This is a genomic window from Sphaerisporangium sp. NPDC049457 (assembly GCF_055586705.1).
This window is the reverse complement of record NZ_JBVJHR010000017.1, coordinates 151,147-174,956: the sequence shown is the minus strand read 5'-3', so window position 1 is coordinate 174,956 and position 23,810 is coordinate 151,147. Positions and strand designations below refer to the sequence as shown.

At 73.8% G+C, this 23,810-nt stretch carries 18 protein-coding genes; 13 read left to right on the top strand and 5 right to left on the bottom strand.

The genetic code is table 11. The features are described 5' to 3' along the window. Nucleotides 1-121 precede the first annotated feature (121 nt). The 5 genes from ACZ6QO_RS26265 to ACZ6QO_RS26245 all read left to right on the top strand — a co-directional run bounded on the left by ACZ6QO_RS26265 (nucleotide 122) and on the right by ACZ6QO_RS26245 (nucleotide 5,032). The gene (locus ACZ6QO_RS26265; protein ID WP_465854262.1) at nucleotides 122-1,357 is read left to right on the top strand and encodes an amidohydrolase family protein; all 1,236 of its coding nucleotides are present in this window, start codon (nucleotides 122-124) and stop codon (nucleotides 1,355-1,357) included. A gap of 44 nt (nucleotides 1,358-1,401) precedes the next feature. Next, the gene (locus tag ACZ6QO_RS26260; protein WP_465854261.1) at nucleotides 1,402-2,022 is read left to right on the top strand and encodes a TIGR04076 family protein; all 621 of its coding nucleotides are present in this window, start codon (nucleotides 1,402-1,404) and stop codon (nucleotides 2,020-2,022) included. Nucleotides 2,023-2,100: 78 nt separating this feature from the next. Next, a complete protein-coding gene (locus ACZ6QO_RS26255) occupies nucleotides 2,101-3,192 on the top strand; it encodes an LLM class flavin-dependent oxidoreductase (protein ID WP_465854260.1) in 1,092 nt (363 codons plus the stop codon). Between the two features lie 77 nt (nucleotides 3,193-3,269). After that, a complete protein-coding gene (locus ACZ6QO_RS26250; protein ID WP_465854259.1) occupies nucleotides 3,270-4,571 on the top strand; it encodes an alpha/beta hydrolase in 1,302 nt (433 codons plus the stop codon). Between the two features lie 185 nt (nucleotides 4,572-4,756). After that, nucleotides 4,757-5,032: an isoamylase early set domain-containing protein gene (locus ACZ6QO_RS26245; RefSeq protein WP_465854258.1), complete on the top strand. Its 276-nt coding sequence runs from the start codon at nucleotides 4,757-4,759 to the stop codon at nucleotides 5,030-5,032. Between the two features lie 225 nt (nucleotides 5,033-5,257). Here ACZ6QO_RS26245 and ACZ6QO_RS26240 read toward each other — a convergent pair whose 3' ends face one another. Together ACZ6QO_RS26240 and ACZ6QO_RS26235 are read right to left on the bottom strand one after the other, a co-directional pair. After that, nucleotides 5,258-7,690, bottom strand: coding sequence for a terpene synthase family protein (locus tag ACZ6QO_RS26240; protein WP_465854257.1), 2,433 nt, complete (start codon nucleotides 7,688-7,690; stop codon nucleotides 5,258-5,260). A 115-nt stretch (nucleotides 7,691-7,805) separates the two neighbouring features. Continuing rightward, nucleotides 7,806-8,237 carry an Lrp/AsnC family transcriptional regulator gene (locus ACZ6QO_RS26235; protein WP_465854311.1) on the bottom strand — a complete coding sequence of 144 codons (432 nt, stop codon included), beginning with the start codon at nucleotides 8,235-8,237 and terminating at the stop codon, nucleotides 7,806-7,808. Nucleotides 8,238-8,383: 146 nt separating this feature from the next. Here ACZ6QO_RS26235 and ACZ6QO_RS26230 point away from each other — a divergent pair, with 146 nt between their 5' ends. Then, nucleotides 8,384-9,268 carry a tryptophan 2,3-dioxygenase gene (locus ACZ6QO_RS26230; RefSeq protein WP_465854256.1) on the top strand — a complete coding sequence of 295 codons (885 nt, stop codon included), beginning with the start codon at nucleotides 8,384-8,386 and terminating at the stop codon, nucleotides 9,266-9,268. 92 nt (nucleotides 9,269-9,360) lie between these two features. Here the strand turns inward: ACZ6QO_RS26230 and ACZ6QO_RS26225 are convergent, their stop codons facing one another. Beyond that, the gene (locus ACZ6QO_RS26225) at nucleotides 9,361-9,984 is read right to left on the bottom strand and encodes a helix-turn-helix domain-containing protein (protein WP_465854255.1); all 624 of its coding nucleotides are present in this window, start codon (nucleotides 9,982-9,984) and stop codon (nucleotides 9,361-9,363) included. Nucleotides 9,985-10,248: 264 nt separating this feature from the next. Here ACZ6QO_RS26225 and ACZ6QO_RS26220 point away from each other — a divergent pair, with 264 nt between their 5' ends. The 7 genes from ACZ6QO_RS26220 to ACZ6QO_RS26190 all read left to right on the top strand — a co-directional run bounded on the left by ACZ6QO_RS26220 (nucleotide 10,249) and on the right by ACZ6QO_RS26190 (nucleotide 20,185). Continuing rightward, nucleotides 10,249-10,785: a (2Fe-2S)-binding protein gene (locus tag ACZ6QO_RS26220; RefSeq protein ID WP_465854310.1), complete on the top strand. Its 537-nt coding sequence runs from the start codon at nucleotides 10,249-10,251 to the stop codon at nucleotides 10,783-10,785. Continuing rightward, on the top strand, nucleotides 10,782-11,768 hold the full coding sequence (locus ACZ6QO_RS26215; RefSeq protein ID WP_465854254.1) for an FAD binding domain-containing protein: 987 nt from the start codon (nucleotides 10,782-10,784) through the stop codon (nucleotides 11,766-11,768). Before ACZ6QO_RS26220 ends, ACZ6QO_RS26215 begins: the two co-directional genes overlap by 4 nt. An 8-nt stretch (nucleotides 11,769-11,776) precedes the next feature. Beyond that, the gene (locus ACZ6QO_RS26210) at nucleotides 11,777-13,864 is read left to right on the top strand and encodes a xanthine dehydrogenase family protein molybdopterin-binding subunit (RefSeq protein WP_465854253.1); all 2,088 of its coding nucleotides are present in this window, start codon (nucleotides 11,777-11,779) and stop codon (nucleotides 13,862-13,864) included. Between the two features lie 12 nt (nucleotides 13,865-13,876). Beyond that, nucleotides 13,877-15,808: an FUSC family protein gene (locus ACZ6QO_RS26205; RefSeq protein WP_465854252.1), complete on the top strand. Its 1,932-nt coding sequence runs from the start codon at nucleotides 13,877-13,879 to the stop codon at nucleotides 15,806-15,808. 224 nt (nucleotides 15,809-16,032) lie between these two features. Beyond that, a complete protein-coding gene (locus tag ACZ6QO_RS26200) occupies nucleotides 16,033-18,459 on the top strand; it encodes an AAA family ATPase (RefSeq protein WP_465854251.1) in 2,427 nt (808 codons plus the stop codon). Next, nucleotides 18,456-19,451 carry a phosphotransferase family protein gene (locus ACZ6QO_RS26195; RefSeq protein WP_465854250.1) on the top strand — a complete coding sequence of 332 codons (996 nt, stop codon included), beginning with the start codon at nucleotides 18,456-18,458 and terminating at the stop codon, nucleotides 19,449-19,451. The genes ACZ6QO_RS26200 and ACZ6QO_RS26195 overlap by 4 nt, the downstream gene beginning before the upstream one ends. Continuing rightward, nucleotides 19,436-20,185, top strand: coding sequence for a class I SAM-dependent methyltransferase (locus ACZ6QO_RS26190; RefSeq protein WP_465854249.1), 750 nt, complete (start codon nucleotides 19,436-19,438; stop codon nucleotides 20,183-20,185). The genes ACZ6QO_RS26195 and ACZ6QO_RS26190 overlap by 16 nt, the downstream gene beginning before the upstream one ends. 35 nt (nucleotides 20,186-20,220) lie before the next feature. Here ACZ6QO_RS26190 and ACZ6QO_RS26185 read toward each other — a convergent pair whose 3' ends face one another. Both ACZ6QO_RS26185 and egtD read right to left on the bottom strand, forming a co-directional pair. Continuing rightward, the gene (locus tag ACZ6QO_RS26185) at nucleotides 20,221-22,383 is read right to left on the bottom strand and encodes a hypothetical protein (RefSeq protein WP_465854248.1); all 2,163 of its coding nucleotides are present in this window, start codon (nucleotides 22,381-22,383) and stop codon (nucleotides 20,221-20,223) included. 283 nt (nucleotides 22,384-22,666) lie between these two features. Further along, nucleotides 22,667-23,692 carry an L-histidine N(alpha)-methyltransferase gene (egtD, locus tag ACZ6QO_RS26180; protein ID WP_465854247.1) on the bottom strand — a complete coding sequence of 342 codons (1,026 nt, stop codon included), beginning with the start codon at nucleotides 23,690-23,692 and terminating at the stop codon, nucleotides 22,667-22,669. Nucleotides 23,693-23,810 lie beyond the last annotated feature (118 nt).

Sequence of the window (23,810 nt, the reverse complement as noted above, 5' to 3'; positions counted from 1 at the left end):
AACATCGAGGCTGAAAGGTGAGGTTTGCTCGGAATTGCCCGGTCAGGCCGCTATATTACCGGTGAACAGGTCGCATTCCTGTTCATGAACAGCGGTTCCTCTCCTGGATCGAGGCCGGCCGATGGGCGAGGTCATCATCGTCAACTGCACCGTCGTGGACGGGCGGGGGGATGACGGGGCCGAGGCCCTGACCGACGCGGCGGTCCTCGTGCGCGGCGAGCGCATCGCCGCCGTCGGTCCCCGCGCGCGGGTCCTCGCCGCAAGCCCCGGCGTGCCGGTCATCGACCTCGCGGGGGCCTACCTGACCCCAGGCCTGATCAACATGCACACCCACCTGTCCCTGTCGCTGCCCGGGCGGGCGGGCGACGACGTCAAGGACATGGGGCCGCACGACCTGGCCCTCTACATGGCCGACGGCGCCCGCCGCACACTGCGGTGCGGCGTCACCACCGTGCGGTGCGTCGCCGAGAAGGACCACGCGGACTTCGCGCTGCGACGGGCGATCGACGCGGGCCGGGCGGCCGGGCCGCGCGTCTACACCGCGGGGCGCGCGCTGGTGTGCACCGGCGGCCACGGGCACGAGGGCGGCGACACCCTGGAGTGCGACGGCGCCGACGGCTTCCGGCGCGGCGTGCGCAGCCAGATCAAGGCGGGCGCCGACCTCATCAAGGTCATGATCTCCGGCGGCATCGCCGGCGAGCACGAGCGCATCGACACACCCCAGCTGTTCGGCGACGAGATGGCCGCGGTGATCGACACGGCGCACGCCTGGGGCCGCAAGGTCACCGCGCACGCCGGTCCCGCCGCCGTCATCGCCCAGGCGGTCGAGCTCGGGCTGGACTGCGTGGAACACGGCTACGAGCTGACCCCGCAGGTCGCGGCCGCGATGGCCGCCCACGGCACCGCCCTGGTGCCCACCCTGCTCGTGACGCGCTGCAAAGAGTTCTTCGACGAGCTCGGCGTGCCCGGATGGATGCAGTGCCGCTCGCTCTCCGCCGGGCCGCGCCACCTCGACAGCTACGCCATGGCCCTCGCGGCCGGTGTCACCGTCATGCTCGGCAGCGACATGCCCCCGTTCTGGCAGTTCGAGGGAACCAACGCCACGGTACGGGAGCTGGAGCACATGTCCGAGGCCGGTCTCGGCCCGGCGGGCGCGCTGCGGGCGGCGACGCTCGAACCGGCGCGCTGGCTCGGCGCCGCCGGCGACCTCGGCACCGTCGAGGCCGGAAGGTACGCCGACCTCATCGCGATGGACGACGACCCGCTGGCCGCCGCGTCGGCGTTCAGGGGGGTCCGCTGGGTGATGAAGGGCGGCGAGATCGTCCGCGACGACCACGCCACGCGGACCATCCAATGACCGCCCGCCCACGCTAGCCCCCCCGGCGGAACGGAAATCTCAAAATGAACGACCACAGCCCCCGAAACCTCACCCCCACCGGCGACACGACAGCAGCCGGCCCCATCAAGCCCAGCCCGTCCGCCCCGGCGAACCCCGTCGCCCCCGGCACGACGGCTCCAGCGAACCCGGTGGAGGCCGGCGCGACCGGTCCTGCGAGCCCCGTCGAGCCCGGTACGACCGCTCCGGCGAGCCCTGTCGAAGTCGGCACGCCCGCTCCGGGATGCCCTGGGCGCGACACCGGCGATCCGCGTTCCGGCACCGCGCTCCCCGGCGACCCGGCCGTGGACGAAGGGCTCGGCACGGCGCCCGAGGGCGACATGGAGCTTTACGACCTGCGGGTCGTGGTCGACCGCATCGAGGGCAGGTCGGTCTGCGGTATGCGGGTCGGCGACCGGTTCGAGCTCGAACAGAGCGCGCACCTGCGCCTGCCCGACGGCGGCCACTTCTGCGTCTACGCGCTGGCCGCCGTGCTGCCCTTCCTCGCGGCCAAGCAGCGCGACCTGGCCGAGGGGGACTGGCTGGCGAAGGACACGCTGTTCGCCTGCCCCGACCCCGAGGAACGCCTGGTGATGCGCGTCGAACGCACCCGACGCCGCCGCATGAACTCCGCCGATCTGACGTGAAGGCGGCGAAGCCCTCCGCCTTCCGCCGCAGCGGACCCAAGACGAGCCGTGCACACGAACAGGAGAGGCGGGTAAGCGGTGACGAGCACAAACCCCGCACCGGGCACACCAATCGCGCGGGGAGCACTGGCCACGCCGGGAATGGATCTGGGGCGGGTCGAAATCGGACTTGGGCTGCAGAGTGACAAGCGGCCCGGTGACTACGCGCGGCTGGCGCGGGCGGCCGAGGGGCACGGGTTCGACGTGCTGAGCGTGTTCGGCGACCTGATGTACCAGCCGCCCCTGTACCCGCTGCTGGAGATGGCCGCCGCCACCCTGCGCGTACGGCTCGGCGCCGCCTGCCTCAATCCCTACTCCCTCGCCCCCTACGAGATCGCCGGGCAGATCGCCGCCCTGGACCTCGCCTCCGGCGGCCGCGCGTACCTGGGCCTGGCCAGGGGCACCTGGCTCGGCGCGGTCGGCATCGCCCAGCCCCGGCCGCTGACCGCCCTGGCCGAGGCCGCCGAGGTGGTCTACCGGCTGCTCGGCGGCGACGACCGCGGGTTCGAGGGGGAGATGCACCGCTTGGAGAAGGGCACGCGGCTGCGCTACGCCGTCCACCGGGCCCGTCCGCCCCTGCTGCTCGGCACCTGGGGGCCGAAGGGCGCGGCCCTTGCCGGGCGGATCGCCGACGAGGTCAAGGTGGGTGGCAGCGCCAACCCCGCGATGGTCCCGGTGATCCGCGACCGCGTCCGCGCCGGCGCCGAGGTGATCGGGCGCGACCCCGGCGAGGTCGGCGTCGTGCTCGGCGCGGTCACCGTCGTCGACACCGACGGCGCCGCCGCCCGGGCCAGGGCCCGCACCGAGGTCGCCATGTACCTGGCCGTGGTGGCGGAGCTCGACCCGACCGCCGAGATCCCCGCCGATCTGCTCGCCCGGGTGCGGGACCTGGTCGCCGCGGGGGAGGACCGGGCGGCCGGCGAGCTGATCCCCGACGACGTCCTTGACCTGTTCGCGTTCTCGGGCACGCCCGAACAGGTGGCCGCGCAGGCGCAGGCGCTGATCGACGCCGGGGTGCGCAGAGTGGAGTTCGGCACGCCGCACGGCCTGGACGACGACCGCGGCATCGATCTACTGGGCGCCGCCGTCCTCCCCCTCCTCGACCGCTCCCCGTCCCGGCGGACCCGCTGACCTCGGCGCGCCCGGCCGCGCCGATAGGGTGACCGGTGCGGGACGGCCGGCCCGCCCGCGATGGAAGGAATGCTCAGGTGCACGTGCTCGTCCTGGTCGGTCCGGATGTCGCGGCGGACACGAGGCTGCTCGCGGACATGGCGGCGAAGGAGTTCGACGCCCTCGGCGTCGAGGGACGCCTCGCGGTCGCGCCCGACGCCGCCGCCTTCCACGCCGGGCTGGACGCCGCCGGCGAGGAGGGCGTCGTCGCGCTGCCCGGCCCCGGCCCGGACACCCGGCGCCTCATCGGCACCCCGCTGGTGTTCTCCCCCCGCACGGTGTGGCTCGATCTCGGCCGCGTAGGCCCGGTCGAGACGGCCGGTGGCGCCGCCCACCTGCAGGGCCGCGGAGTGTGGGGTCTGGTGTGGGCCATCCGCCACGCGGTCCACCGGCTCCGCGTCCCCGCCCGCCGCATCCGGTACGGCGACCACCCCGACCAGTGGGGGGAACTGCGCCTGCCCCCGGCCGCCGCGAATCCGCCGTCCTCCTCCACCACCACCAGGCAGATCGCCTCCACCGCTTTCCCGACCGACTCCACCGGTGTCCCACCTGGGTTCGCGGAGGTGTCCCTGCCGGTGGCGGTGCTGGTGCACGGCGGGTATTGGCGGTCCATCTGGGAGGCCGACCTGATGGACGCGCTCGCGATCGACCTCGCCGCCCGAGGGTACGCCGCCTGGAACCTGGAGTACCGTCGCCCCGACCTGCACGGCTGGGACGCCACCACCGGCGACGTGGCGGCCGGTCTGGCGGCGCTGGGGGAGATCGGCGCCCCGCTGGACCTGGCCCGTGTCGCGGTGCTCGGCCACTCGGCGGGCGGCCAGCTCGCCCTTCGCCTCGCCGCCGACGCGGCCGCGCCCTTCTCAGGCCGAGACGCCGACGCCGCCTCGGCGTCCTCGGCCAGGGACGCCGAGGCGGCTGTGGCGTCGTCGGCCGGAGACGTCGGCACCGTCGCGGCTTCCCGGCCCGAAGGCGCTCGGACGCCTGTGCCGGTGGCGGTCGCCGTGTCGCTGGCCGGAGTGCTGGATCTGGTGGAGGCGGACCGGCGGCGTATGGGCGCGGGCGCGGTGGCCGCCGCGCTCGGCGGCGCCGCGCAGGACATCCCCGAGGTGTACGCCGCCGCGAGCCCGCTGGAGCGGCTGCCGCTTGGCGTGCCGCAGCTCGTCGTCCAGGGCGCCGAGGACGACCCCGACCTCGTCGACATCGGCCGCAGGTACGCGCGCGCGGCGGGGCCGGAAGCGGGGTACATCGAAGGACCGGGTGACCATTTCGCGGTGATCGACCCCGGCGCCGCCATCTGGCACGCCACGATGGACCGCCTCGCCACCCAACTGCGCCCATAGTCCGTCTCTGCGCCCATAGTCGTCTCTGGGCCCGTAGTCGGTCGTCGCGCGCGGCTCCCCGGAGTGCCGAAACTGGACGGACGCCGACGGATCGGGGTGAAAAGTATGTTACGTGTGGCGTGTCCGCACGTAGGGCGGACGGTGGTGCGCCAAGCTTGGTCGCGTCACGATCCGGAGGACCCCCGATGCTCAAGCGCACCACCCTTTTCGGCCGTAAGACCCGCGTCACCTTCTGTCTGCCGCTGGACCAGCCACTGGGCGTGGTCAGCGTCGTCGGCGACTTCAATGACTGGCACCCGGGACGCCACGAACTGCTCCGCCGCCGGAACGGCACGCGTACCATCTCGGTGATCCTTCCCGCCGGCGTCCACCGGTTCCGGTACCTGGCGACCGCCGGGCTGTGGTTCGACGACGAGACCGCCGACCACATCGACGACCAGGGCAGCCTGATCCATCTGTGACGCCGGGTGCCATGTGCCGCGTCACGCGTGGGTGCTGACCACGCGTGGTGGCTTGTCCGGCACTCTTCTGCGGTGATCGCGCGGTCGTCCGTGGGCGGTGGCCGTGCGGTGGCCGTCCGCGTCGTCCGCGGGCGCTGACCGCGCGTGGTCGCCCGTCCGTGGCGCCCCTGTGGGGACCGCGCGCGTCGCCTGTCAGCGTCAGTTCATCTCTGTCGCATGTCCGCGTCACCCGTCTGCGGGGACCGTCTGTGGGGGCTGTGCTCGGTCGGGTGGGGTGAGTCGTGCGGCGGCGGTGCCGAGGCCGGTCGGCGCGGAGGGCTGCCACGCCGCAGGGGTGGCCGGGGCGGCGGGGACCGCCGGGGTGACGGGAAGCACGGTGGTGGGTAGCGCGGGGGTGGGTAGCGCGGGGATGGGTAGCGCGGGGGTAGTGGGAACCGTTGGGGCGGTGGGAACCATGTGTAGCGTCGGGGTGGTCGGTAGGGCCGGGGTGCGGGGGGCGGTGGCTGAGCCGTGTCCGCGTAGTTCGGACTCGGTGTACCGGGCGCATCGGCGGTGCCATTCGAGGATGCCGGACATCCAGTCTTTGAGATAGTCGGCGTGGCGGATGAGGATCTCGCGCACCTGCTCGCCGAGGGCGAGGTCGTCCAGCAGGGCGGGCAGGTCGTTCGCCACGATGTGCTCGAACTGCCGCATGCGCGCCGCCATCAGGTCGGCCACGATGTCGCGGGCCCGCAGGCGGTCGACGCCGAGGAACCGTTCGACCACCAGCACCAGGTTGTGCACCTCCCCTTCGAACTCGATCTCCTTCTGGTAGGAGAACAGGTCGTTGGTGAAGCACGCGTAGTCCTGGGCGGCGGTCTCGAGCTCGCGCAGCACACGGTGCTGGTAGACCTCGTCGGGCACCACGTCCATGTGGGCCAGCCGCGCCAGGCTCATCGTCATGTCGGAGCCGAAGGTCTTGCGGCGCATCTCGACGTAGTCGATCGGGTCGGGGACGCGGTGCTGGGCCTGGCCCGCCAGCTCCCACAGCCAGCTTGAGGTCATGTCGTCGACCGCCGCGCGAAAACGCCGCCGGCCGAGAGGGGACATGCCGGTCGCGGTGCGCCGCCACAGGTCGGCGAGGCCGCGTTCGAGCGCGTCCGACGGCTCGGGGGTCTCACCCATGTCCAGGGGCATGAACATCCCGAGGTGCTCCTGGCACAGCCTCGCCGCCGGCAGGTCGCGTGTGGCGCCGAAGACCGCCGGGAAGTAGTCGTCTCCGTAGGTGCCCCAGGCCAGCCAGTCGGAGGACAGGCAGACCTGCTCGTGGTCGCCGTCGGCGTCGATCATCGCCGCGCAGTGCGCGAAGTCGAAGCCGAGGAAGCGCCGCTCGTCCCACAGCGCCCCGGCGGGCGTCGCGGGGAGGGCGTCGAACATGCCGACCCGCCGCGCCCACTCGACCGCGTGGCCGCGCGCGGCGTCGAGGTGCGGGCTGACGCGCTCGGTGTACGGCATGTACAGGCCGGGCAGCGGCAGGTGCCCCACCGGGCGGAACGGCGTGGACGCGTGCTGCCGGAGGCGCAGGTCGAGGCCGAGCCGCAGCGTGGGCAGCAGGGAGCGTGCCGCGGAGGTGCCGAGGCCGGTCGGGCCCGGAAGGCCGGCGGGGGCGGCGGTGGCGACGCCCTCGTTCATGTAGCGGCTGGAGCGGGCGTGCCATTCGTGGCCGCCGGACTGCCAGTCTTGCAGGCCTTTGACGTAGGCCGCGACCGCGGCCTGCTCGTGGGCGGGCGCCGCGCGCTCGGCGAGCAGGGCGGGCACCTCGGTCAGCGCGGTGGACTCGAACTGCTGCAGCCGGGAGGTCAGCAGGTCGTTGACCAGCTCGGCGGCCTGCTGGGTCGGGCAGTCGAAGAAGCGTTCGAAGACCAGGACGGCGTTGGAGTTCTCGCCCTCCTCGCGCACCTCGCGCTGGTAGGAGAACAGGTCGTTGCGCAGGTGCACCGCGTCGGCGAAGGTGTCGGACAGGACCTTCAGCGGCCTGGTGCGGGCGAGGTGGGCGGGGATCTCGGCGCGCGCGGCGTACTCGACCAGGTCGGCCGACCACGGCGCTCCGCCGACCCTGCGCCGCATCTGGATGTACTCGATGGGGTTGGCGACGCGGCCGAGGTCGATGTTGTTGAGCTCCCACATGGACTCGACCATCAGGTTGTGCGTGCTGGTGGTGAAGCGCCGCCGCCAGTCGGGCGACATGGCGGGCACCGTGCGCGCCCACAGGTCGGCCAGCCCCGCCTCGGCCGGGTCGGCGGGCTCCGGCGGGGCCTCGCCCCCGGCGGTCATGAACAGTTCGAGGCGGTCGAGGTGGGCCTGGGCGCCCGCCAGGTCGCGGGAGTGCTTGAACAGTTCGAGGAAGTGGTCGTCGAAGAAGAACACCCAGACGTACCAGTCGGTGATCAGGTCGAGGGTGGGGCCGTCGCAGTCGGGGTGGGTGTAGGCGCACATCAGCGCGTAGTCCATCCGCTCCAGCGCGGCCTCGTCCCAGATCACGCCGCCGCCCGGCCGGGGCGCGTCGAGCATGCCCATGCCCCGCGCCCAGGCGGTGCTGTGCAGGCGCGCGCGTTCCAGGTGAGGGTTCAGCCGGGCGGGATACGGCATGTAGAAGTCGGGCAGTTCGAAAGCCTGCATGAGCCTGCCTAAGTCTCGTGGGCCGACCATTACCGTGCGCTTACCGTGACCATACCATCGCCGTGGGTGACGTGGTGATCGCGCGGCGCGCCGGCGTGGCGGGCGGCTCAGGAGGTCACTCGTCGGCGGGGCTGAGGGCGCGCCAGGGCATGGGGCTCGACAGCATCATCATGCTGGACGGCTGGCCGTAGGGGGCGAGGCGGTCGATGAGCTCCTCGAACGCCGTCATCGAGGTGGCGGCGACGCGCAGCAGGCAGCAGGTGTCGCCGGTGACGCGGTGCACCTCGACGATCTCCGGCCAGGCCAGCGCCTGCTTGTCGCGCAGAACGCACCGCACCCCGTAGCAGGACATGCGGATCAGTGCGCTGACCTTGCGGCCGGCTCGGGCGGGGTCGACCCTCGCGTGGTAGCCGGCGATCACGCCCGACTCCTCAAGGCGCCGCACCCGCTCGGCGACGGCGGGGGCCGACAGGTGCACCCGCCGTGACAGCTCGCTGTAGGACAGCCGTGCGTCCGCCTGCAGTTCTGCCAGCAGGGCCCAGTCCATCGCGTCCACGGTCACGCTCCGTCATCCGCAAACCGGAAACCGTCTTTCACCTTCCGTTCCGAAGGTGAAAGGGGCGAATCGCTACCGGCCCATCATTTCACTAAAATTCTATCTAAGTGAACATGGAGGTGAACTAAGGAGTTGAGATGACGAGCAGACGGCGGGCCGGTGGCGCCCGGGTGCGATCGCTGGGCGGGCGCCTGCGCCCTTCGCCGACCGCGGCCGACCATGTGGCGCCCACCCTGGAATTCGCGGACGGCACCCCTTACGACCACTACGTGGCCGCCCAGGCGCTGCAGGGGCTCCAGCGGCCGCTCACCGACGTGCCGGAGGAACGCTCCTTCCTGGTGACGACACAGGTCATGGAGCTGTACTTCGGGCTGATCAGGTCGGAGTGGCGGCTGGCGCAGCGGCTGCTCGACGCCGACGAGGCGGTGCAGGCCACCGCCGTGCTGGCTCGCAGCGTCCGCTGCTTCGAGGCGCTCAACGCCGCCTGGGCGGCGCTGAGCTGGCTGACCCCCGCCCAGTTCAACTCCTTCCGGGACGCGCTGGGGGAGGCGTCCGGCTTCCAGTCGGCCATGTACCGGCATCTGGAGTTCCTGCTCGGCAACAAGTCCGAGCCGCTCACCCGCCCGCACCGGCGCAGCCCGGCGGTGTACCAGGAGCTGCTCGACGCCCTGCGGCGGCCCAGCCTGTACGACAGCGTGCTCGCCCTGCTGGCCAGGCGCGGCTTCGAGATCCCTCCGCCGGGCGACCCTGAGCAGGAGTACGTCCCGAACCCGCTGGTGGAGGACGCCTGGGTCGAGCTCTACGCCGGGCGCGGCCCGGGGGACGAGCTGTGGGAGCTGGCAGAGACGCTCACCGACCTGTCCGAGCGCTTCTCCGACTGGCGTTACCGGCATCTGATGGCCGTGCGCCGCTCGATGGGCGCCAAGCCCGGCTCGGGCGGTTCGAGCGGGCTGACCTGGCTGGAGCGCAGCCTGCGCCGCGACGTGTTCCCCGAACTGTGGTCGGCCCGCACGCGGATGTGAGGCCCCTGCGGCGTTCACCGGTTATCGTCCCACGTAACAGCGTGCCGTCCGGGTGAACGGGCCGGACGGGCCCGGAGAACGCACGCCGAAGGTCAGAACAGCCGGGGGGTGACCACCGACACCACAGTGGTGACGGCGTCGGTGTCGTTGTACATCGCGTGCGGGACCGTTGAGCGCAGGTGGACGCTGTCGCCCGGGTACAGACGGTGCTCGACGCCGTCGACCTCGTACAGCAGTTCGCCGGACAGGACGTAGGCGAACTCCTCGCCCGCGTGGCCGTAGGCGTCCTCGCGCCGCCCGCCCGGGGCGATGTGCACGAGCAGCGGCTCCAGCACCAGGTGAGGGCCGCGGGCCGAGAGCATGCGGTAGGTCTGCTGGCCGGAGACGTACTCGGTGGCCGCCGTCGAGGCGCGGGTGAGCGTGAAGTGCGAGGGCAGGCGGGCGACGCTCGCCTGCTCGTCGCCGGGCTGCTCGTCGTCGAAGAAGTCGGCGACGCCGCGTTCGAGCGCGGCGGCCACGCCGTTCAGCGCGGTGAGCCCGATGGAGGAGATGCCCCGCTCGACCTGCGAGAGGAAGCCGATCGACAGCCCTGAGCGGGTGGACAGCCCGCGCAGGGTCATGCCGCGCTCTTTGCGGAACCGTCGCATGCGCGCGCCGACGGCGTCCTGCCGCTCGCGCTCGTCGTCGCCGCGGCCCTGGCGCTCCGAGGTGACCACCGGACGACCTCCTCGATCGGGCGGCGCGGCCGCGTATTTCGGTAAAGAGCAAACCTATTTCACATCAGGCGCGGCCCACGTGCCAACCGGCGGAAGCCGGCGTCCCGGGGAGCCGCCCCGGCGGATGGGCCCGCATTGCCCGGCCGATTGCCGGGACGGGCAATGATGAACCGGGCATGGGATAACCGAGGTGCTTGCGGGGGTAGGGCAGCGCGGGTGAAAGGCGAAGCCAATACGCCCGCTGACGACGCGGCCCCCGTACCGATCACCGTTGACCTCCAGCTTTCCGTCAATGACCGGCTATATCCGGTCACGGTGGACACCAGGGAGACCCTGCTCGACACCCTGCGGGAGCGTCTCGACCTGACCGGCGCCAAGAAGGGCTGCGACCACGGCCAGTGCGGCGCCTGCACGGTCCTCCTCGACGGCAGGCGGGTGGTGTCGTGCCTGACGCTCACCGTGTCGGTGGACGACAGAAGCGTCACCACGGTCGAAGGGCTGAGCGCCTCCGGCGTCCCGCACCCGCTGCAGCGGGCGTTCGCCGAGCACGAGGCCCTGCAGTGCGGCTTCTGCACCCCGGGGCAGATCTGCTCGGCGGCCGGGATGCTGGCCGAGGCGGCGCGGGGCCGGCCCAGCCTGGTGACCGGCCGCGACGCCGCCGATGAGGCCGCTGCCCCGGTGCGGCTGGACGAGGCGGAGATCCGCGAGCGCATGAGCGGCAACCTGTGCCGGTGCGGGGCCTACCCGGGCATCGTCGCCGCCATAGCCGAGGTCGCCGGGGCGGCGGAGGTGGCGCGGTGAGACCCTTCGCCTACCAGCGTCCCCCGAACGTGGCCTCCGCCGTGGCGGCGGCCGGCGCCGGCGCGGACGTGATGTACCTGGCCGGCGGCACCAACCTCGTCGACCTCATGCGGCTCGGAGTGGTGTCCCCCGGCACGCTCGTCGACGTCACCCGCGTCACCCCCGCGACCGTCGAGGAGACCTCCGGCGGCGGCCTGCGCGTCGGCGCCGGCGTCACCAACGACGACCTCGCCGCCCACCCGCTGGTCCGCCGCCGCTACCCGATGCTCGCCGAGGCGCTGCTGGCGGGCGCCTCCGGCCAGCTGCGCAACATGGCGACCGTCGGCGGCAACCTGCTCCAGCGCACCCGCTGCTCCTACTTCCAGGACATCACCAAGCCCTGCAACAAGCGCAGCCCCGGCTCCGGCTGCCCCGCCCGCGCGGGCGACCACCGCAACCTGGCGATCCTCGGCCACTCGGAGGCCTGCGTGGCCACCCACCCCTCCGACATGGCCGTGGCCCTCGCGGCGCTCGGCGCGCTGGTCCACGTGGAAGGGCCCGAGGGGGCGCGCCAGGTGCCCATGCCCGGACTGCACCGGCTGCCCGGCGACGACCCGTCCCGCGACACCGTCCTTGAACCCGGCGAGCTGATCACCGCGGTGGAGCTGCCCCCGCTGCCGCTCGCCGCGCGCTCGGCCTACCGCAAGGCGCGCGACCGCGCCTCGTTCTCCTTCGCCGTGGTGTCGGTCGCGGCGGCGCTGGAGGTGGACGACGGGGTGGTGCGCGACTGCCGCATCGCGCTCGGCGCCGTCGCGCACGTCCCATGGCGGGCCGCGACCGCCGAAGGCGCGCTGCGCGGCGCGCCCGCGACCGAGGAACAGTTCGCCAGGGCGGCCGGCGCCGAACTGGAGCGGGCGCGTCCGCTGCCGCTGAACGGCTACAAGGTGCCGCTCGCCCGCAACCTGATGGTCAGGACGCTGGCCGAACTGGCGGGCGCGCGATGACCGGCGCCATGACCACCACCGGCGCCCGCAGCGTCGGCGCCGGACTCGACCGCGTGGACGCCCTGGAGAAGGCCACCGGCCGCGCCAGGTACGCCTACGACCACGGCCCGGCCGACCTGGTGCACGCCGTCCCCGTCGAGGCGGCGATCGCCCGCGGCGAGGTCGTCCAGGTGGACGTCGACGCCATGCTCAAGCGCCCCGGCGTGGTCGCGGCGATCTGGCACGGCAACGCGCCCAGGCTCCCCACGGCGGACGAGGAACTGGCCGTCCTGCAGTCGCGGCGGGTGGCCTACCGGGGCCAGTACGTGGCGGTCGTCGTGGCCGAGACCCTCGACGACGCCCGCGAGGCCGCCCGGACGCTGCGCGTGGAGTACGCGCCCGAAGAGCACGACGTCGGCCTGCGCGCCGACCACCCGGGGATGTACCGGCCCGAGAGCGTCAACGCGGGCTACCCCACCGACACCGAGCACGGCGACCCCGACGCCGCCCTGGCCTCGGCGCCGGTCGTGGTGGACGAGGTCTACAGCACCCCGGCCGAGCACAACAACCCCATGGAGCCGCACGCCACCGTCGCCGAGTGGCACGGCGACGGCCTCACCGTCCACGAGCCCTCCCAGGACGTCTCCGGCCTGCGCGCGACCCTGGCCTCGCTGTTCGGCATGCCGCCCGCCCACGTGCGCGTCCTTTCGCCCTACGTCGGCGGCGGGTTCGGGTCCAAGGCCAAGGCGCACCCGCACGTGATCCTCGCCGCCCTGACCGCCAAGCAGGTCGGCCGCCCGGTCAAGATGGCGCTCACCCGCAGGCAGATGTTCGCCGCCACCGCCTACCGCACCCCGACGATCCAGCGCGTCAGGCTGGGCGCCGAGCCCGACGGGCGGCTGATCGCCGTCACCCACGACGTCTGCGTGCAGAGCTCCACCATCTCGGAGTTCGCCGAGCAGGCCGCCGTGCCGTCGCGGACCATGTACGCCGCGCCGCACCGCCGCACCACCCACCGGCTGGTGCGGCTCGACGTCCCGACGCCGTCGTGGATGCGCGCGCCCGGCGAGTGCCCGGGGATGTTCGCGCTGGAGTCGGCGATGGACGAGCTGGCGATCGCCTGCGGGGCCGACCCGATCGAGGTGCGGGTGCGCAACGAGCCGGCCGCGGACCCCGAGAGCGGGCTGCCGTTCAGCTCCAGGAACCTGGTGGGCTGCCTGCGGGAGGGAGCCCGGCGCTTCGGCTGGGCAGGCCGCGACCCGAGGCCCGGCGCGCGGCGCGAAGGACGGCTGCTGATCGGCACCGGCGTCGCCGCCTCCTGCTTCCCCGCCCTGCGCGGCCCCTCGTCGGCGACCGCCCGAGCCGAGCCGGGCGGCCGGTACACGGTGCGCATCGCCGCCGCCGACATCGGCACCGGCGCGCGCACCGTACTGACCCAGATCGCGGCCGACGCCCTGCTCACCACGCCCGGCCTTGTCACGGTGGAGGTCGGCGACAGCGCGCTTCCCCGGGCCGTCGTCGCGGGCGGGTCGATGGGCACCGCCTCATGGGGGACGGCCGTGGTGCGGGCGTGCGAGGCGCTCAGGGAGCGGCTGGACGCCACCGGGGGCCTCGTCCCGGCCGGCGGGCTGGAGGCCGCCGCGGACACCACCCAGGAGGTGCGCGCGCAGCGGAAGTACTCCCGCCACGCCTACGGCGCGCAGTTCGCCGAGGTCGCCGTCGACGCCGACACCGGGGAGACCCGCGTCCTGCGCCTGCTGGGCGTGTTCGCCGCCGGCCGCATCCTCAACCCCAAGACCGCCCGCTCGCAGCTCATCGGCGGCATGACCATGGGCCTGTCGATGGCTCTGCTGGAGGAGAGCATCATGGACCGCGAGTTCGGCGACTTCCTCAACCGCGACCTGGCCCAGTACCACATCGCGGCGAACGCGGACGTGCGCGACGTCCAGGCCTTCTGGCTGGAGGAGGACGACCCGCACCTCAATCCGATGGGCTCCAAGGGCATCGGGGAGATCGGCATCGTCGGCACCGCGGCGGCCATCGCCAACGCCGTCCACCACGCCACCGGGGTGCGGATCCGCGACCTGCCGATCCGCCTGGACAAGCTCGTGCGCTGAGCGTCCCGCGCCATGCCCTGGCTGTCCCGGCATCCCGCCGACCGGCTGGCCGGCGCGGCTCCCGGCTGGCTGGTGGAGACCGTGCGGCCGGTTCCGGCCCGGCCCGACTGGACGGCCATGGCTCGCGTCGCGGCCTCGGTCACCGGCCCGCTGCTCGCGAGCCTGGCCGCCGGGCGCCTCACGCTGGGCCTGCTGCCGGCCATGGGGGCCATGGCCGCGGCCCTGGCCGACCGGGGCGGCTCCTACCGCGCACGGGTCATCCGTATCGCCGGCGCCGCCGCCGGCGGGTCCGCGGGGTACGTCATCGGCCACGCCGCGCGCGGGCTCGGATGGTGGACGGTGCTGGTCATCGCCGCGATCGCGGTGGTGTCCGCCCTGCTCAGCGTCTCAGGCGCGGCGGGTTCCCTGGGCGGGCTGCAGCTCATCGTGATGACGGTGCTCGGCATGGGCGTGTACTTCACCGAACGGCCGGGGGTCGGAGCGGCGGCGTACGCCTGCGGCGCGGCCTGGGCGCTGGTGCTGTCGGTGGCGGGCTGGCCGCTGCGCCCGCGCGCCGCCGAGGAGTCGGCCGTCGCGGGCGTGTACGGCGCGCTCAGCGCCCTGCTCGGCCGGTGGGACTGCGGCAGGGCCGAGGAGGTGGCCGCCTTCGACACCGCGCTGAAGAACGCCTACGACACGGTGCTCAGCGCCCGTTCGTCGGCGCCCGGCCCAGACGACGAGCGCACCCGGCTGATCGTCCTGCTCAACCAGGCCATCCGCGTCCGCAACGCGCTGATGTCGCTGGCCGAGGAGGGGCGCGAGCCGCCGCACGAGATCGCCGAGGCCGTCGGCTCCATCGCCGGCGCGCTGGCCGGCGGCGGCCCGCCGGGCCGGCCCGAACGGCTGGAGGCGTCCTCGCCCGCGCTGCGGGCGGTGTGCTCGGCGGTGAACCAGACCCTCGACGTGGTCTGCGGAGGGGAACTGCCGGCCGGGCAGGCGCTCGGCGCCGAAAAGGCCGGGCCCGGCGCCAGGATCGCCGAGGTGTGGGAGCGCGTGCGGTACGGGCACCTCGCCCGGGTCTACACCGTCAGGCTGGCGCTGTGCATGGGGGTGGCGGCCGCGTTCAGCGAGCTGCACTGGACCCAGCGCTCGTACTGGGTCATGCTCACCGTCGCCCTGGTGCTCAAGCCCGACTTCGGCTCGGTGTTCGCCCGCGCGGTCCAGCGCGGCCTCGGCACGGTCGTCGGCGCGGTGCTCGGCACCGTGGTGCTCTACGTGGTGCCCTACGGTCCGGCGATCCTCATCCCCCTGGCCGTGTTCGCGGCGCTCCTGCCGTACGGCCAGCAGCGCAACTGGGGCCTGATGTCGACCTTCCAGGTGCCGCTGGTGGTCCTGCTGGTCGACCTGCTGACCGGCGCGGGACCCCGGCTCGCGGAGATCCGCCTGGTCGACACCCTCGTCGGCTGCGCCATCGTCCTGGTGTTCGGCTACCTGCCCTGGCCGGCGAGCTGGCAGGCGCCGGTGGGGCCGCCGTTCGCCGACGCGGTGACCGCCACGGCCCGCTACCTGCGGCACGCGTTCGACGGGGGCGAGCCGTGCGCGCTGCTGCACCGGGAGGCGTTCGACGCCATGGCGGACCTGCGCACCGTCTTCCAGCGGGCGCTGACCGAGCCGCCGGTGCTCAGCAGGCGCGTCACCACCTGGCTGCCCGCCATGACCGCGCTGCAGCGGGTGGCGGACGCGACGGCGGCCATGGCCGCCCTGACCCGGCACGGCCGGGCCGCGCCCTCGGAGCAGGCGGTCGAGGAGGCCGCCGCGTCGCTGGAGGAGATCGCCGAACGCGTCCGCGCGGGCGAGCCGGTGGGCGACCACGCCGACCTCGCCGCCGACGGCGCGCTGGAGCCCGTCACCCAGGCCGTCCGCGGCCTGCACGACACCCTCGCCGCCCCCGCCGGGCGCGGTTAGCGGCACCGGGACACGCGCCGCGTCCGACCGGCCGCCGTACCGGCCGCGGCGCCCGGCTCCAGGACCGGTCACCTTCACTGCGGTTAATAGGCAGAAGTGCTATTTGCCGCCTTTGTCGGCTGTATTTGTGCCGCCCGCGTGATCGCCGGGTGAAGGAAAACGGCGGTTAAGATGTTGTCGCCGAGTTCGGCGCCGCTATTCACTCCTTCCCCCCAGGAGAACGGATGTCACTACAGCCGAGATTCCGGCGGGTGGCCGCGCTCGACCGGCGGTTCGTCGACCGCGAGAACGTGCTGGAGGCATTCGCCGAGGAATTGCGGCAGGTGCCGGACCGGCGGAGCCCTCGCGTGTTCAACGTGACCGGCGTGGGCGGCATCGGCAAATCCCGGCTGCTGCGCGAGCTCAAGAAACGCGCCGACGAGAACGGCCGCAGGACGGCGCTGCTCGACCTGCAGGTCCCCGCGATGCGGCAACAGGAGGACGCGCTCGCCGTCCTGCGCATGGACCTCGGCCGCCAGGGCGTCGTCTTCGACCACTTCGACATCGCCTACGCGGTCCTGTGGCAGCGGCTGCACCCGCACCTGAAGATCAGCCGGGCCGACCTGCCGTTCGCGGAGGAGAGCGAGATCCTCACCCAGATTCTCGACGACACCTCCGGCCTGCCGGTGTTCGGCACGGCGATGGGGCTGTTGCGGCTCGCGCACCGGGCGCGGTCCTCCGCCCGGCACCGCCGGGTGATCAGAGATGACGAGGTCCTCCGGCGGCTGGACGAGCTGTCGAACACCGATGTGCTGGACGCGGTCACCTACCTGTTCGCCCAAGACCTGCGGGCCGCCGGCGACACGCCGTGCGTGGTCTTCGTCGACGCCTACGAGGCGCTGGTCCCCATCCCGGTGAAGACCGGGCGCGTCTCCAGCGCCGACGCCTGGCTGCGCGATCTGGTCGCCCAGCTCGACCGCTGTCTGGTGGTGGTGGGCAGCCGCGAGCCGCTCGGCTGGCAGGTCCACGACCCCGAATGGGCCGGCGTCGTCCGCGAGTGCAAGATGGACGGCCTGCCGATGGCCGCCCGGCTGGAGCTGCTGAACCAGGCGGGGGTCTCCGAGGGCGCGGCGATCGCCCAGGCCTCCCAGGGGCTGCCGTTCTACCTGCACCTGGCCTTGGACACCCAGGCCGGCAGCGCGCGGGCCGTCTCCATGGAGGAGATCCTGCAGCGCTTCCTCAACCACGTCGCCCCGGCCGAGGTGCGGCTGCTCGAACTGCTGAGCGTCGCCAGGACCTTCGACTTCGAGATCTTCCACACGCTGGCGCGGGCGTACGAACTGCCCGGCGACCGGCTCACCTGGGAGTCCCTCACCGCCTACTCGTTCGTCTATCCGGCCGGGGAGCACGGCCTGAGGCTGCACCAGCTGATGGTGGTCGCGCTGCGGGCCCGGCTCAGCGCCGAGGCCACGCGCGAGGTGCACGCGCGCCTGCGCGCCGCCTGGGACGCCCGCGCCGCCGCCGACGACGGGACGGCGCTGCGCGAGGCGGTGTACCACGGGGTGCGCGCCGGCGTGCTGAACGCCGACGACCTGCTGAGCTACGCCGACCGCGGCATCCGGCGCGGCGGCAAGCAGGCCGGGGACGGCATCCTCGCCGACCTGGCCGAACTCGGCCTTACCGGAGAACTGGCCGAGGCCGCCCGCTGCCTGGCCGCCGAGGCGGCGATCACCATGGGGGAGGCCGGGCGCGCCGGCGAGCTGGCCGACCTCGGCGCCTCGCCCTCGGTCGACGGCACGGCCGGCGCCCGGCTGGCGATGGCGGCGGCGCACGCCAAGCGCATCGCAGGGGACACCACCGAGGCGGGCCACATCTACACCCTCGTCTGGGAGCGGCATCGCGGGCCGGTCCGCCCGGTCGCCGGGCTGTGGGTCGCCGAGGTCCCGATGTGGCAGGGGCGGTTCGCCACCGCGTTCTCGCTCGCCGAGCAGGTGCTGCGCGACGCCCCCGAGGACGACTCGGTGCTGCGCGGTGACGTGCTGCGGCTGCTCCACCTCGGCCGCCGGTTCCATCTGGACTTTCCCGACGCCGCCGAGCGGCTTGAAGAGGCCCACGCCTGCTACGCGCGGGCCGGGTCGGTGGTGGGGCTGGCCAACATCGCCACCAACCGCGTCGAGCTGGCGGCGTGGGCCGATCCCGCGGAGGCCGTCCGGCTCGCGGCCGACGCGATAGCGCGGCAGCAGGAGCTCGCCGCGCTGCACGAGCTCGGCAAGACCTACACCGGGCTGGCGCTCGCCCAGCTGCGGCTGGGCGACACGCGGGCCGCCGCCGACTCCTTCACGCTGGCCTGCGAATACCTGGAACGGGCCGGATACCGGTCCGGGCGGGCCAGAGCCGAGCTGTTCCGCGCGCTGCTGCACGCGCGCCGTGGCGACCCCGACCGGGCGGCGCGGTCGCTGGTCTGGGCGGCCGAGGAGTTCGTCGCGACGGAGGTCTACCCCACGCTGATCGTGGCCGCGCACCAGGCGCTCGACCGCATCGACCGGCCCGACGACCAGGTGGCGCGGGCCGCCGACCGGGCGCGCGGCCAGATCGAGCCGCTCGACTCGCTCGCGGCACTGGAGTCCCGCATGGCCGATCTGATCGAATCGGTCCTGGGAGGACACCGATGACCATCGATCTGTACAAGACCGCCCGGGAGCATCTGGACGCCGCCGCCGGCTACTACAACAAGAACGTGCGCGTGCCCACCCCTGACGGGCCGGTCAACGTGCGCATCCCGATCGACGGCGCGGACGTCATGGACCTGCGCGTCTGGCGCGAGGACGAGGTCCTGCCGGCGATCGCGCCCTACGTCGCCGACGCCCCGCGGCTGCTGCACACCTGCGCCGACCCCCTGTTCCAGGTGCACCAGTTCATCCACGGCCAGGTGCTCAACGACCTGGCCCCGCGCGGCGTCGCGGTTCCCGCGCACGTTCCCGGCGACGTCGTGCGGCTGCTCGCCCAGCTCACCGAGATCCCGCAGGAGAAACTCCCGGCCCTGCCGCCGGGCTGGCCAGAGGGGGAGGACACCCAGGGGTTCGGGCGCAGGCTGTCCGACCTGACGCGGTGGGTGTACTCCACCTTCGCCGGCGACTACGGGTGGCTGTACTCCGCGTTCGAGGTGCCCTCCGACCCGGTCGCCGCGGCCGAGGCGCTGTGGCCCGGGCTGACCGCCCGCCCCCTGGTGTGCGTGCACGCCGACATCCACCGCAAGAACATGATCGTGCACGAGGGGCGCACGGTCTTCCTCGACTGGGAGCTCGCCCTGTGGGGCGACCCCGTCTACGAGATGGCCGTGCACCTGCACAAGATGGGCTACCTGCCTGAGGAACGCGACCAGGTCATCGAGCTCTGGGTCCGCGCCGTGCCCGCCGGGCACATCCTCGGCTGGGAGCACGACCTGGAGGTCTATCTCGCCCACGAGCAGATCAAGTCGGCCATCGTGGACACCGTCCGCTACGCCCAGCTGTTCGTCGACCCCTCCTCGGCCCCCGAACCCGAGCCCGAGCTCGTGGCCAAGCTCACCGAGAAGCTCAACAACGCCTACCGCCACTGGGGCGTCTCCTCGCGGGCCGAGCAGGACGCGGTCGAGTCGACGCTGCAGCAGTGGGCGCGGCGGTGATGCGCTTCCGCGGCGATCTGGCGCGCAACTATGCGGACGGCCGCCGGTTGCCCGCCGAGACGCTGGCCGCCTGGATGGGCGCCGTGGCGCCCTTCGTCACCGTCTCCGGCGGCCCCGTCCTGGACCTCGGCGCGGGGACGGGCCGCTTCTCCCGCGCGCTGGCCGAGCACTACTCCGTGCGGGTGGTCGCCGTCGAGCCCTCCTCGCAGATGCGCGCGGCCGCCGCCGCGGGCCGCGAGGTGGGCGTGGCGGGCGGCCGGGCCGAGGCGATCCCCTGCGCGTCGCGGGCCTTCCAGGCGATCTGGGCGTCCCAGGTCGTCCACCACATCGAGGACTTCGACCGGTGCGCCGCCGAGGTGCGGCGCGTGCTGCTTCCCGGCGGCCGCCTCATCGTCCGCGGCGCCTTCCGCGACGCCGAGCGGCCGACGCTGTTCCACACCTACTTTCCCGACCTGGTCCCCCTCGCCGAAGAACGCGGACGGGCCCTCGCCGCCCTGACGGGCGCGCTGCGGCGGGCCGGGCTGGCGACCGAGCACCAGGACACGGTCCTGCAGACCTCGGCCGCCACCTTGGCCGACTTCGCCGCCCAGGTGGAGCTGCGCGCGCACAGCCCGCTGCGCCGCCTGAGCGACGACCGGTTCGCCGAGGGGCTCGAACGCCTGAAACGCGACGCCGGCCGCTCGCCGGGCGGCGGCCCCGTCACCAGCGTCATGGACCTCGTCGTCTTCTCCTGACCCCCTCCGCCGCCACCCACGTGCCGCCGCGGCGGTCAGGCGTCCTCCCACAGCACCTGGCGCGGGGTGCGGGGGAGGCGGACCGCGCCGCTGCGGTCGGCGAGGGCCATGGCCTTGAGCAGCAGCGGGTGGCCCTCCCCGAGGGCGGGTCTGCCGTGGGCGAGAGGGGTGCGGTCGAGCAGCGGGGCGAGCAGGTCGTCCAGCCCCTCGAAGCTGCCGGTCTCGAACCGGCGCACGGCCTCGTCGTAGCGCCCCTCCAGCAGCAGGGGATGCGCGGGGTCGAGCCCGTCCCGGGTCAGGGCCGCCAGCGCGGAGCGGTGGCGGCGGGCCGCCGTGGCGTCCGCGCGGGCGTCCTCACAGCGGGCGGCGAGCAGCAGCGTCCGGGCACGGCCGGGCGGATCGCCCGGAGCCGCCTCGCCGGCCTGCGCCTTCCTCAGGGTGGCGGCGGCCGCCTCGGGGTCGTCGGCCGTGAGCTCGACCTCGGCCAGGGCGCGCCGCGCCGAGGTGAGCAGCGCGTCGCCCGGCGCCGCCTCCAGCAGCCCGGCCAGCCCCTCCAGGGCGCCGCGGGCCGCCGTGGCGTCGCCCGCCATGGCCGTGGCCAGGCCGTGCGCGATGCGCGCCTCCGCCCACAGCCGGAACGACACGTGGCGGGCGAACCACTCGGAAAGGACCGGGGAGCGTTCGAGAAGCCGGACGACGGTGGCGGGCTCGCGCAGGGCCAGCTCCACCTGGGCGAGCCGCACGGTGTCGTGGTTCGGCCAGTAGGCGATCGGCTGCAGCAGCTCCGCGCGGTGGCGGCGGGCCTCCTGGAGCACGTGGCGCGCCTCGATCGGCTGCCCGGCCTCCAGCAGCGTCTCGGCCAGCGACACCTGGGCGGCCACCACGTTGATGTCGCCGGGCTCGCCGAGGCGCGCCTGCCGGTCGGCCACCACGGCCTCGGCCAGGCGCAGGCCCGCCACGACCTTGCCCGAGCGGGCGGCCGCGCGGGCCGCGGCCTGGGCGGTCACGGTGTAGCGCCGCCAGGCCGGTGACAGGCCCGCGGCGGAGTCGGCGCCCGCGGCGCGGGCCGACCGGGCCTTCTCGATCAGCTCGGCGGCCTCGACGGGGCGGCCCGCCTCCATCAGCAGCTCGCCGAGGTTGTGCCGGGCGCGGGCGGTGAACAGGACGGCTTCCGCCGGGTCCCGCGCGGCCAGGTCGTTCTCGGCGACCGCCAGGCAGGCCGTCAGGCTCGCGCGGGCGGCCTCCAGGTCGCCGTACCTGAGCAGCGCCAGGCCGCGGCGGCCGTGCACGTCGCACAGCGAGCGCGGGTCTGGACCCTCGTCGCCGGCCCCGCCGGGCGGCAGCAGCCGGCACAGCTCAGCGGCCTCGTCGGCGGCGCGGCGCAGCAGGATGCCGGTGTCCAGGACCGACCGCAGGACGTCCGACTGGGCGTCGGTCTCGGCCCGCGTGCCGGGGGTGGAGCGGCGGGCCAGGTCGCGGACGCGTTCCGCCACGTCCAGGTCGTTGATCCACGACCCGGCGAGCGGGACCAGGTGCCGCTCGTACCAGTGGGCGCCCAGCGCCGCCGCCTGCCGGTCGACCGGGCCGTCCGGATCGTCGGTGAGGGCGTCGAAGGCCAGGTCGGAGAGCTTGTCGGCGCAGGCCTCGCCCCAGCCCGGCGGCGGCGGGCACACCGCCTGCGCCGCCGCCGACAGCACGGGCGCCAGGTGGCAGGCGTAGGCGAGCACGCGACCGGACCAGCCGGCGGAGGCGGCGCGGCCGAGCGCGCTGTCGGGCCAGCTCGGCGGCTCCTGCGGCGCCGACTGGCGCTTCTCGGAGGTGGCGATGTCGCCGATGCCGAGCTGGACCTGCTGGGTGAGGAAGGACTCGGCGCGGTGGAACCGGGCGACCAGCAGCAACGCCTGGGTGACCTGGTCGCGCGCCTCGACCAGGCTGCCCGGGACGGCCGGCCGCTCCTGCGGGCCGTTGCGCTCGGCGAACTCGGCGAAGGCGTGGTGCAGGGCCAACGCCACCAGCACCCGGCGGCTCTTCACCTCGTTGTAGAGCCAGACGGCGCTGCGCCTGCCGCTGTGGCCCTCACGGGAGAGCCGTACGGCCGCCGCGACGTCCTCGGCGCGGACAAGGTGGTAGGGAGTGGTGCGGAGGACACCGGCCGCGGCCTCCCCGATCGCCGAGAGGCGTCTTTCCTGCGCCGACACCCTGCGAACCTCCTCGCCCAGTGTTGCGGTATACGCGTCGAGGGATACCGGCGGCAAAACGCCAGATTGATCTCAAAGCATATATCCGGTGCGAGGCAAAGGCCGCATGGGACGACCCGCGGAGGGATGCCCGTTCACCAGGCGCGCGGCGCGGGCCGTCGCCATTTCCGCCGGACGCCGGCAGAAGGCCATGGTTTTCCCTGCGTACGGGGAATCCCAGCCTCTTATGGTTTCTTCCCAGGAAACCGCTCGGACTGGTCAATGTACGGAAAATTCCACGAAGTTATGCATCGTGAAGCCCGGCGCCGTCCCGCTCTTCCGGAACGAAGGCCAGCACGACGGCGAAGTCCTGCGCCGGGTCGCTGTACCAGCGGCCGACCGCGAAGCCGGCGCGCTGCAGCTCGCGCTCCAGCCGGTAGCGGTAGAACTTGGCGCTGATCTCGGTGCGCATCTCCTCGCCGGCCCTGAAGGGCACCGTCATGGACAGCTCGCGCAGGTGGACGCGCATGGGACGGCTGGCCCGCAGCCGCATCTCGACGCGCTGGAGCCGGCCGTCGTACAGCGCCACGTGCTCGAACGCCTGCGGGGCGAAGTCCGCGCCGAGCTCGCGGTTGATCACCGTGAGCACGTTGCGGTTGAAGGCCGCGGTCACCCCGGCGCGGTCGTCGTAGGCGGCCACCAGCCGCCCGGTGTCCTTGACCAGGTCGGCGCCGAGCAGCAGGCCGTCCCCCGGGGACAGCGTGGCGCGGAGCTCGGACAGGAAGGACGCCCGCGCCCGCTCGTCGAGGTTGCCGACGGTGCCGCCGAGGAAGGCGACCAGCCGCCGGCCGATGCGCGGCAGCCGGCCCAGATGGCGCTCGAAGTCGGCGCAGACGGCCCACACGGCCAGGCCGGGATGCGCGGCGGCGACCCGGCGGGCCGCCGCGTCCAGCGTGGCCGCGTCCACGTCGACCGGCATGTAGGTCTTCAGCGTGCCGGCCTCGGCGAGCGCGCGCAGCAGCAGCCCGGTCTTCTCGCTGGTGCCCGAGCCCAGCTCGGCCAGCGTCTCGGCGCCCGACAGCGCGGCGATCTCGGCGGCGTGCTCGCGCAGGATGGCCGTCTCCCGGCGCGCCGGGTAGTACTCGGGCAGCCGGGTGATGCGGGTGAACAGCTCGCTGCCCGCGGCGTCGTAGAACCATTTCGGCGGCAGCCACTTGGGCGCCGAGGCGAGCCCGGTGCGGACGTCCTCGGCCAGCGCCCTGCGCAGGTGGTCGGGGCCGAGGTGGTTGACCGTGTACAGGAACGGCAGCGGGATCTGGGTGACGGACACGCGGGCCTCCTGGTGTGACGGTGGAACGGCGGGCCGCGGCGGCCGCCGGACGGGCCGGCGGCCGGCCGCGGCGGGAGCGGGCGCGGGTCGCGCCGGGCCGTGACGGGACAGGCGGGCC

Coding starts and splice junctions, on each gene's coding strand:
- ACZ6QO_RS26265 (WP_465854262.1), top strand. CDS start 122: ATGGGCGAGGTCATCATCGTCAACTGCACCGTCGTGGACGGGCGGGGG.
- ACZ6QO_RS26260 (WP_465854261.1), top strand. CDS start 1,402: ATGAACGACCACAGCCCCCGAAACCTCACCCCCACCGGCGACACGACA.
- ACZ6QO_RS26245 (WP_465854258.1), top strand. CDS start 4,757: ATGCTCAAGCGCACCACCCTTTTCGGCCGTAAGACCCGCGTCACCTTC.
- ACZ6QO_RS26240 (WP_465854257.1), bottom strand. CDS start 7,690: ATGCAGGCTTTCGAACTGCCCGACTTCTACATGCCGTATCCCGCCCGG.
- ACZ6QO_RS26235 (WP_465854311.1), bottom strand. CDS start 8,237: ATGGACTGGGCCCTGCTGGCAGAACTGCAGGCGGACGCACGGCTGTCC.
- ACZ6QO_RS26230 (WP_465854256.1), top strand. CDS start 8,384: ATGACGAGCAGACGGCGGGCCGGTGGCGCCCGGGTGCGATCGCTGGGC.
- ACZ6QO_RS26210 (WP_465854253.1), top strand. CDS start 11,777: ATGACCACCACCGGCGCCCGCAGCGTCGGCGCCGGACTCGACCGCGTG.
- ACZ6QO_RS26205 (WP_465854252.1), top strand. CDS start 13,877: ATGCCCTGGCTGTCCCGGCATCCCGCCGACCGGCTGGCCGGCGCGGCT.
- ACZ6QO_RS26200 (WP_465854251.1), top strand. CDS start 16,033: ATGTCACTACAGCCGAGATTCCGGCGGGTGGCCGCGCTCGACCGGCGG.
- ACZ6QO_RS26195 (WP_465854250.1), top strand. CDS start 18,456: ATGACCATCGATCTGTACAAGACCGCCCGGGAGCATCTGGACGCCGCC.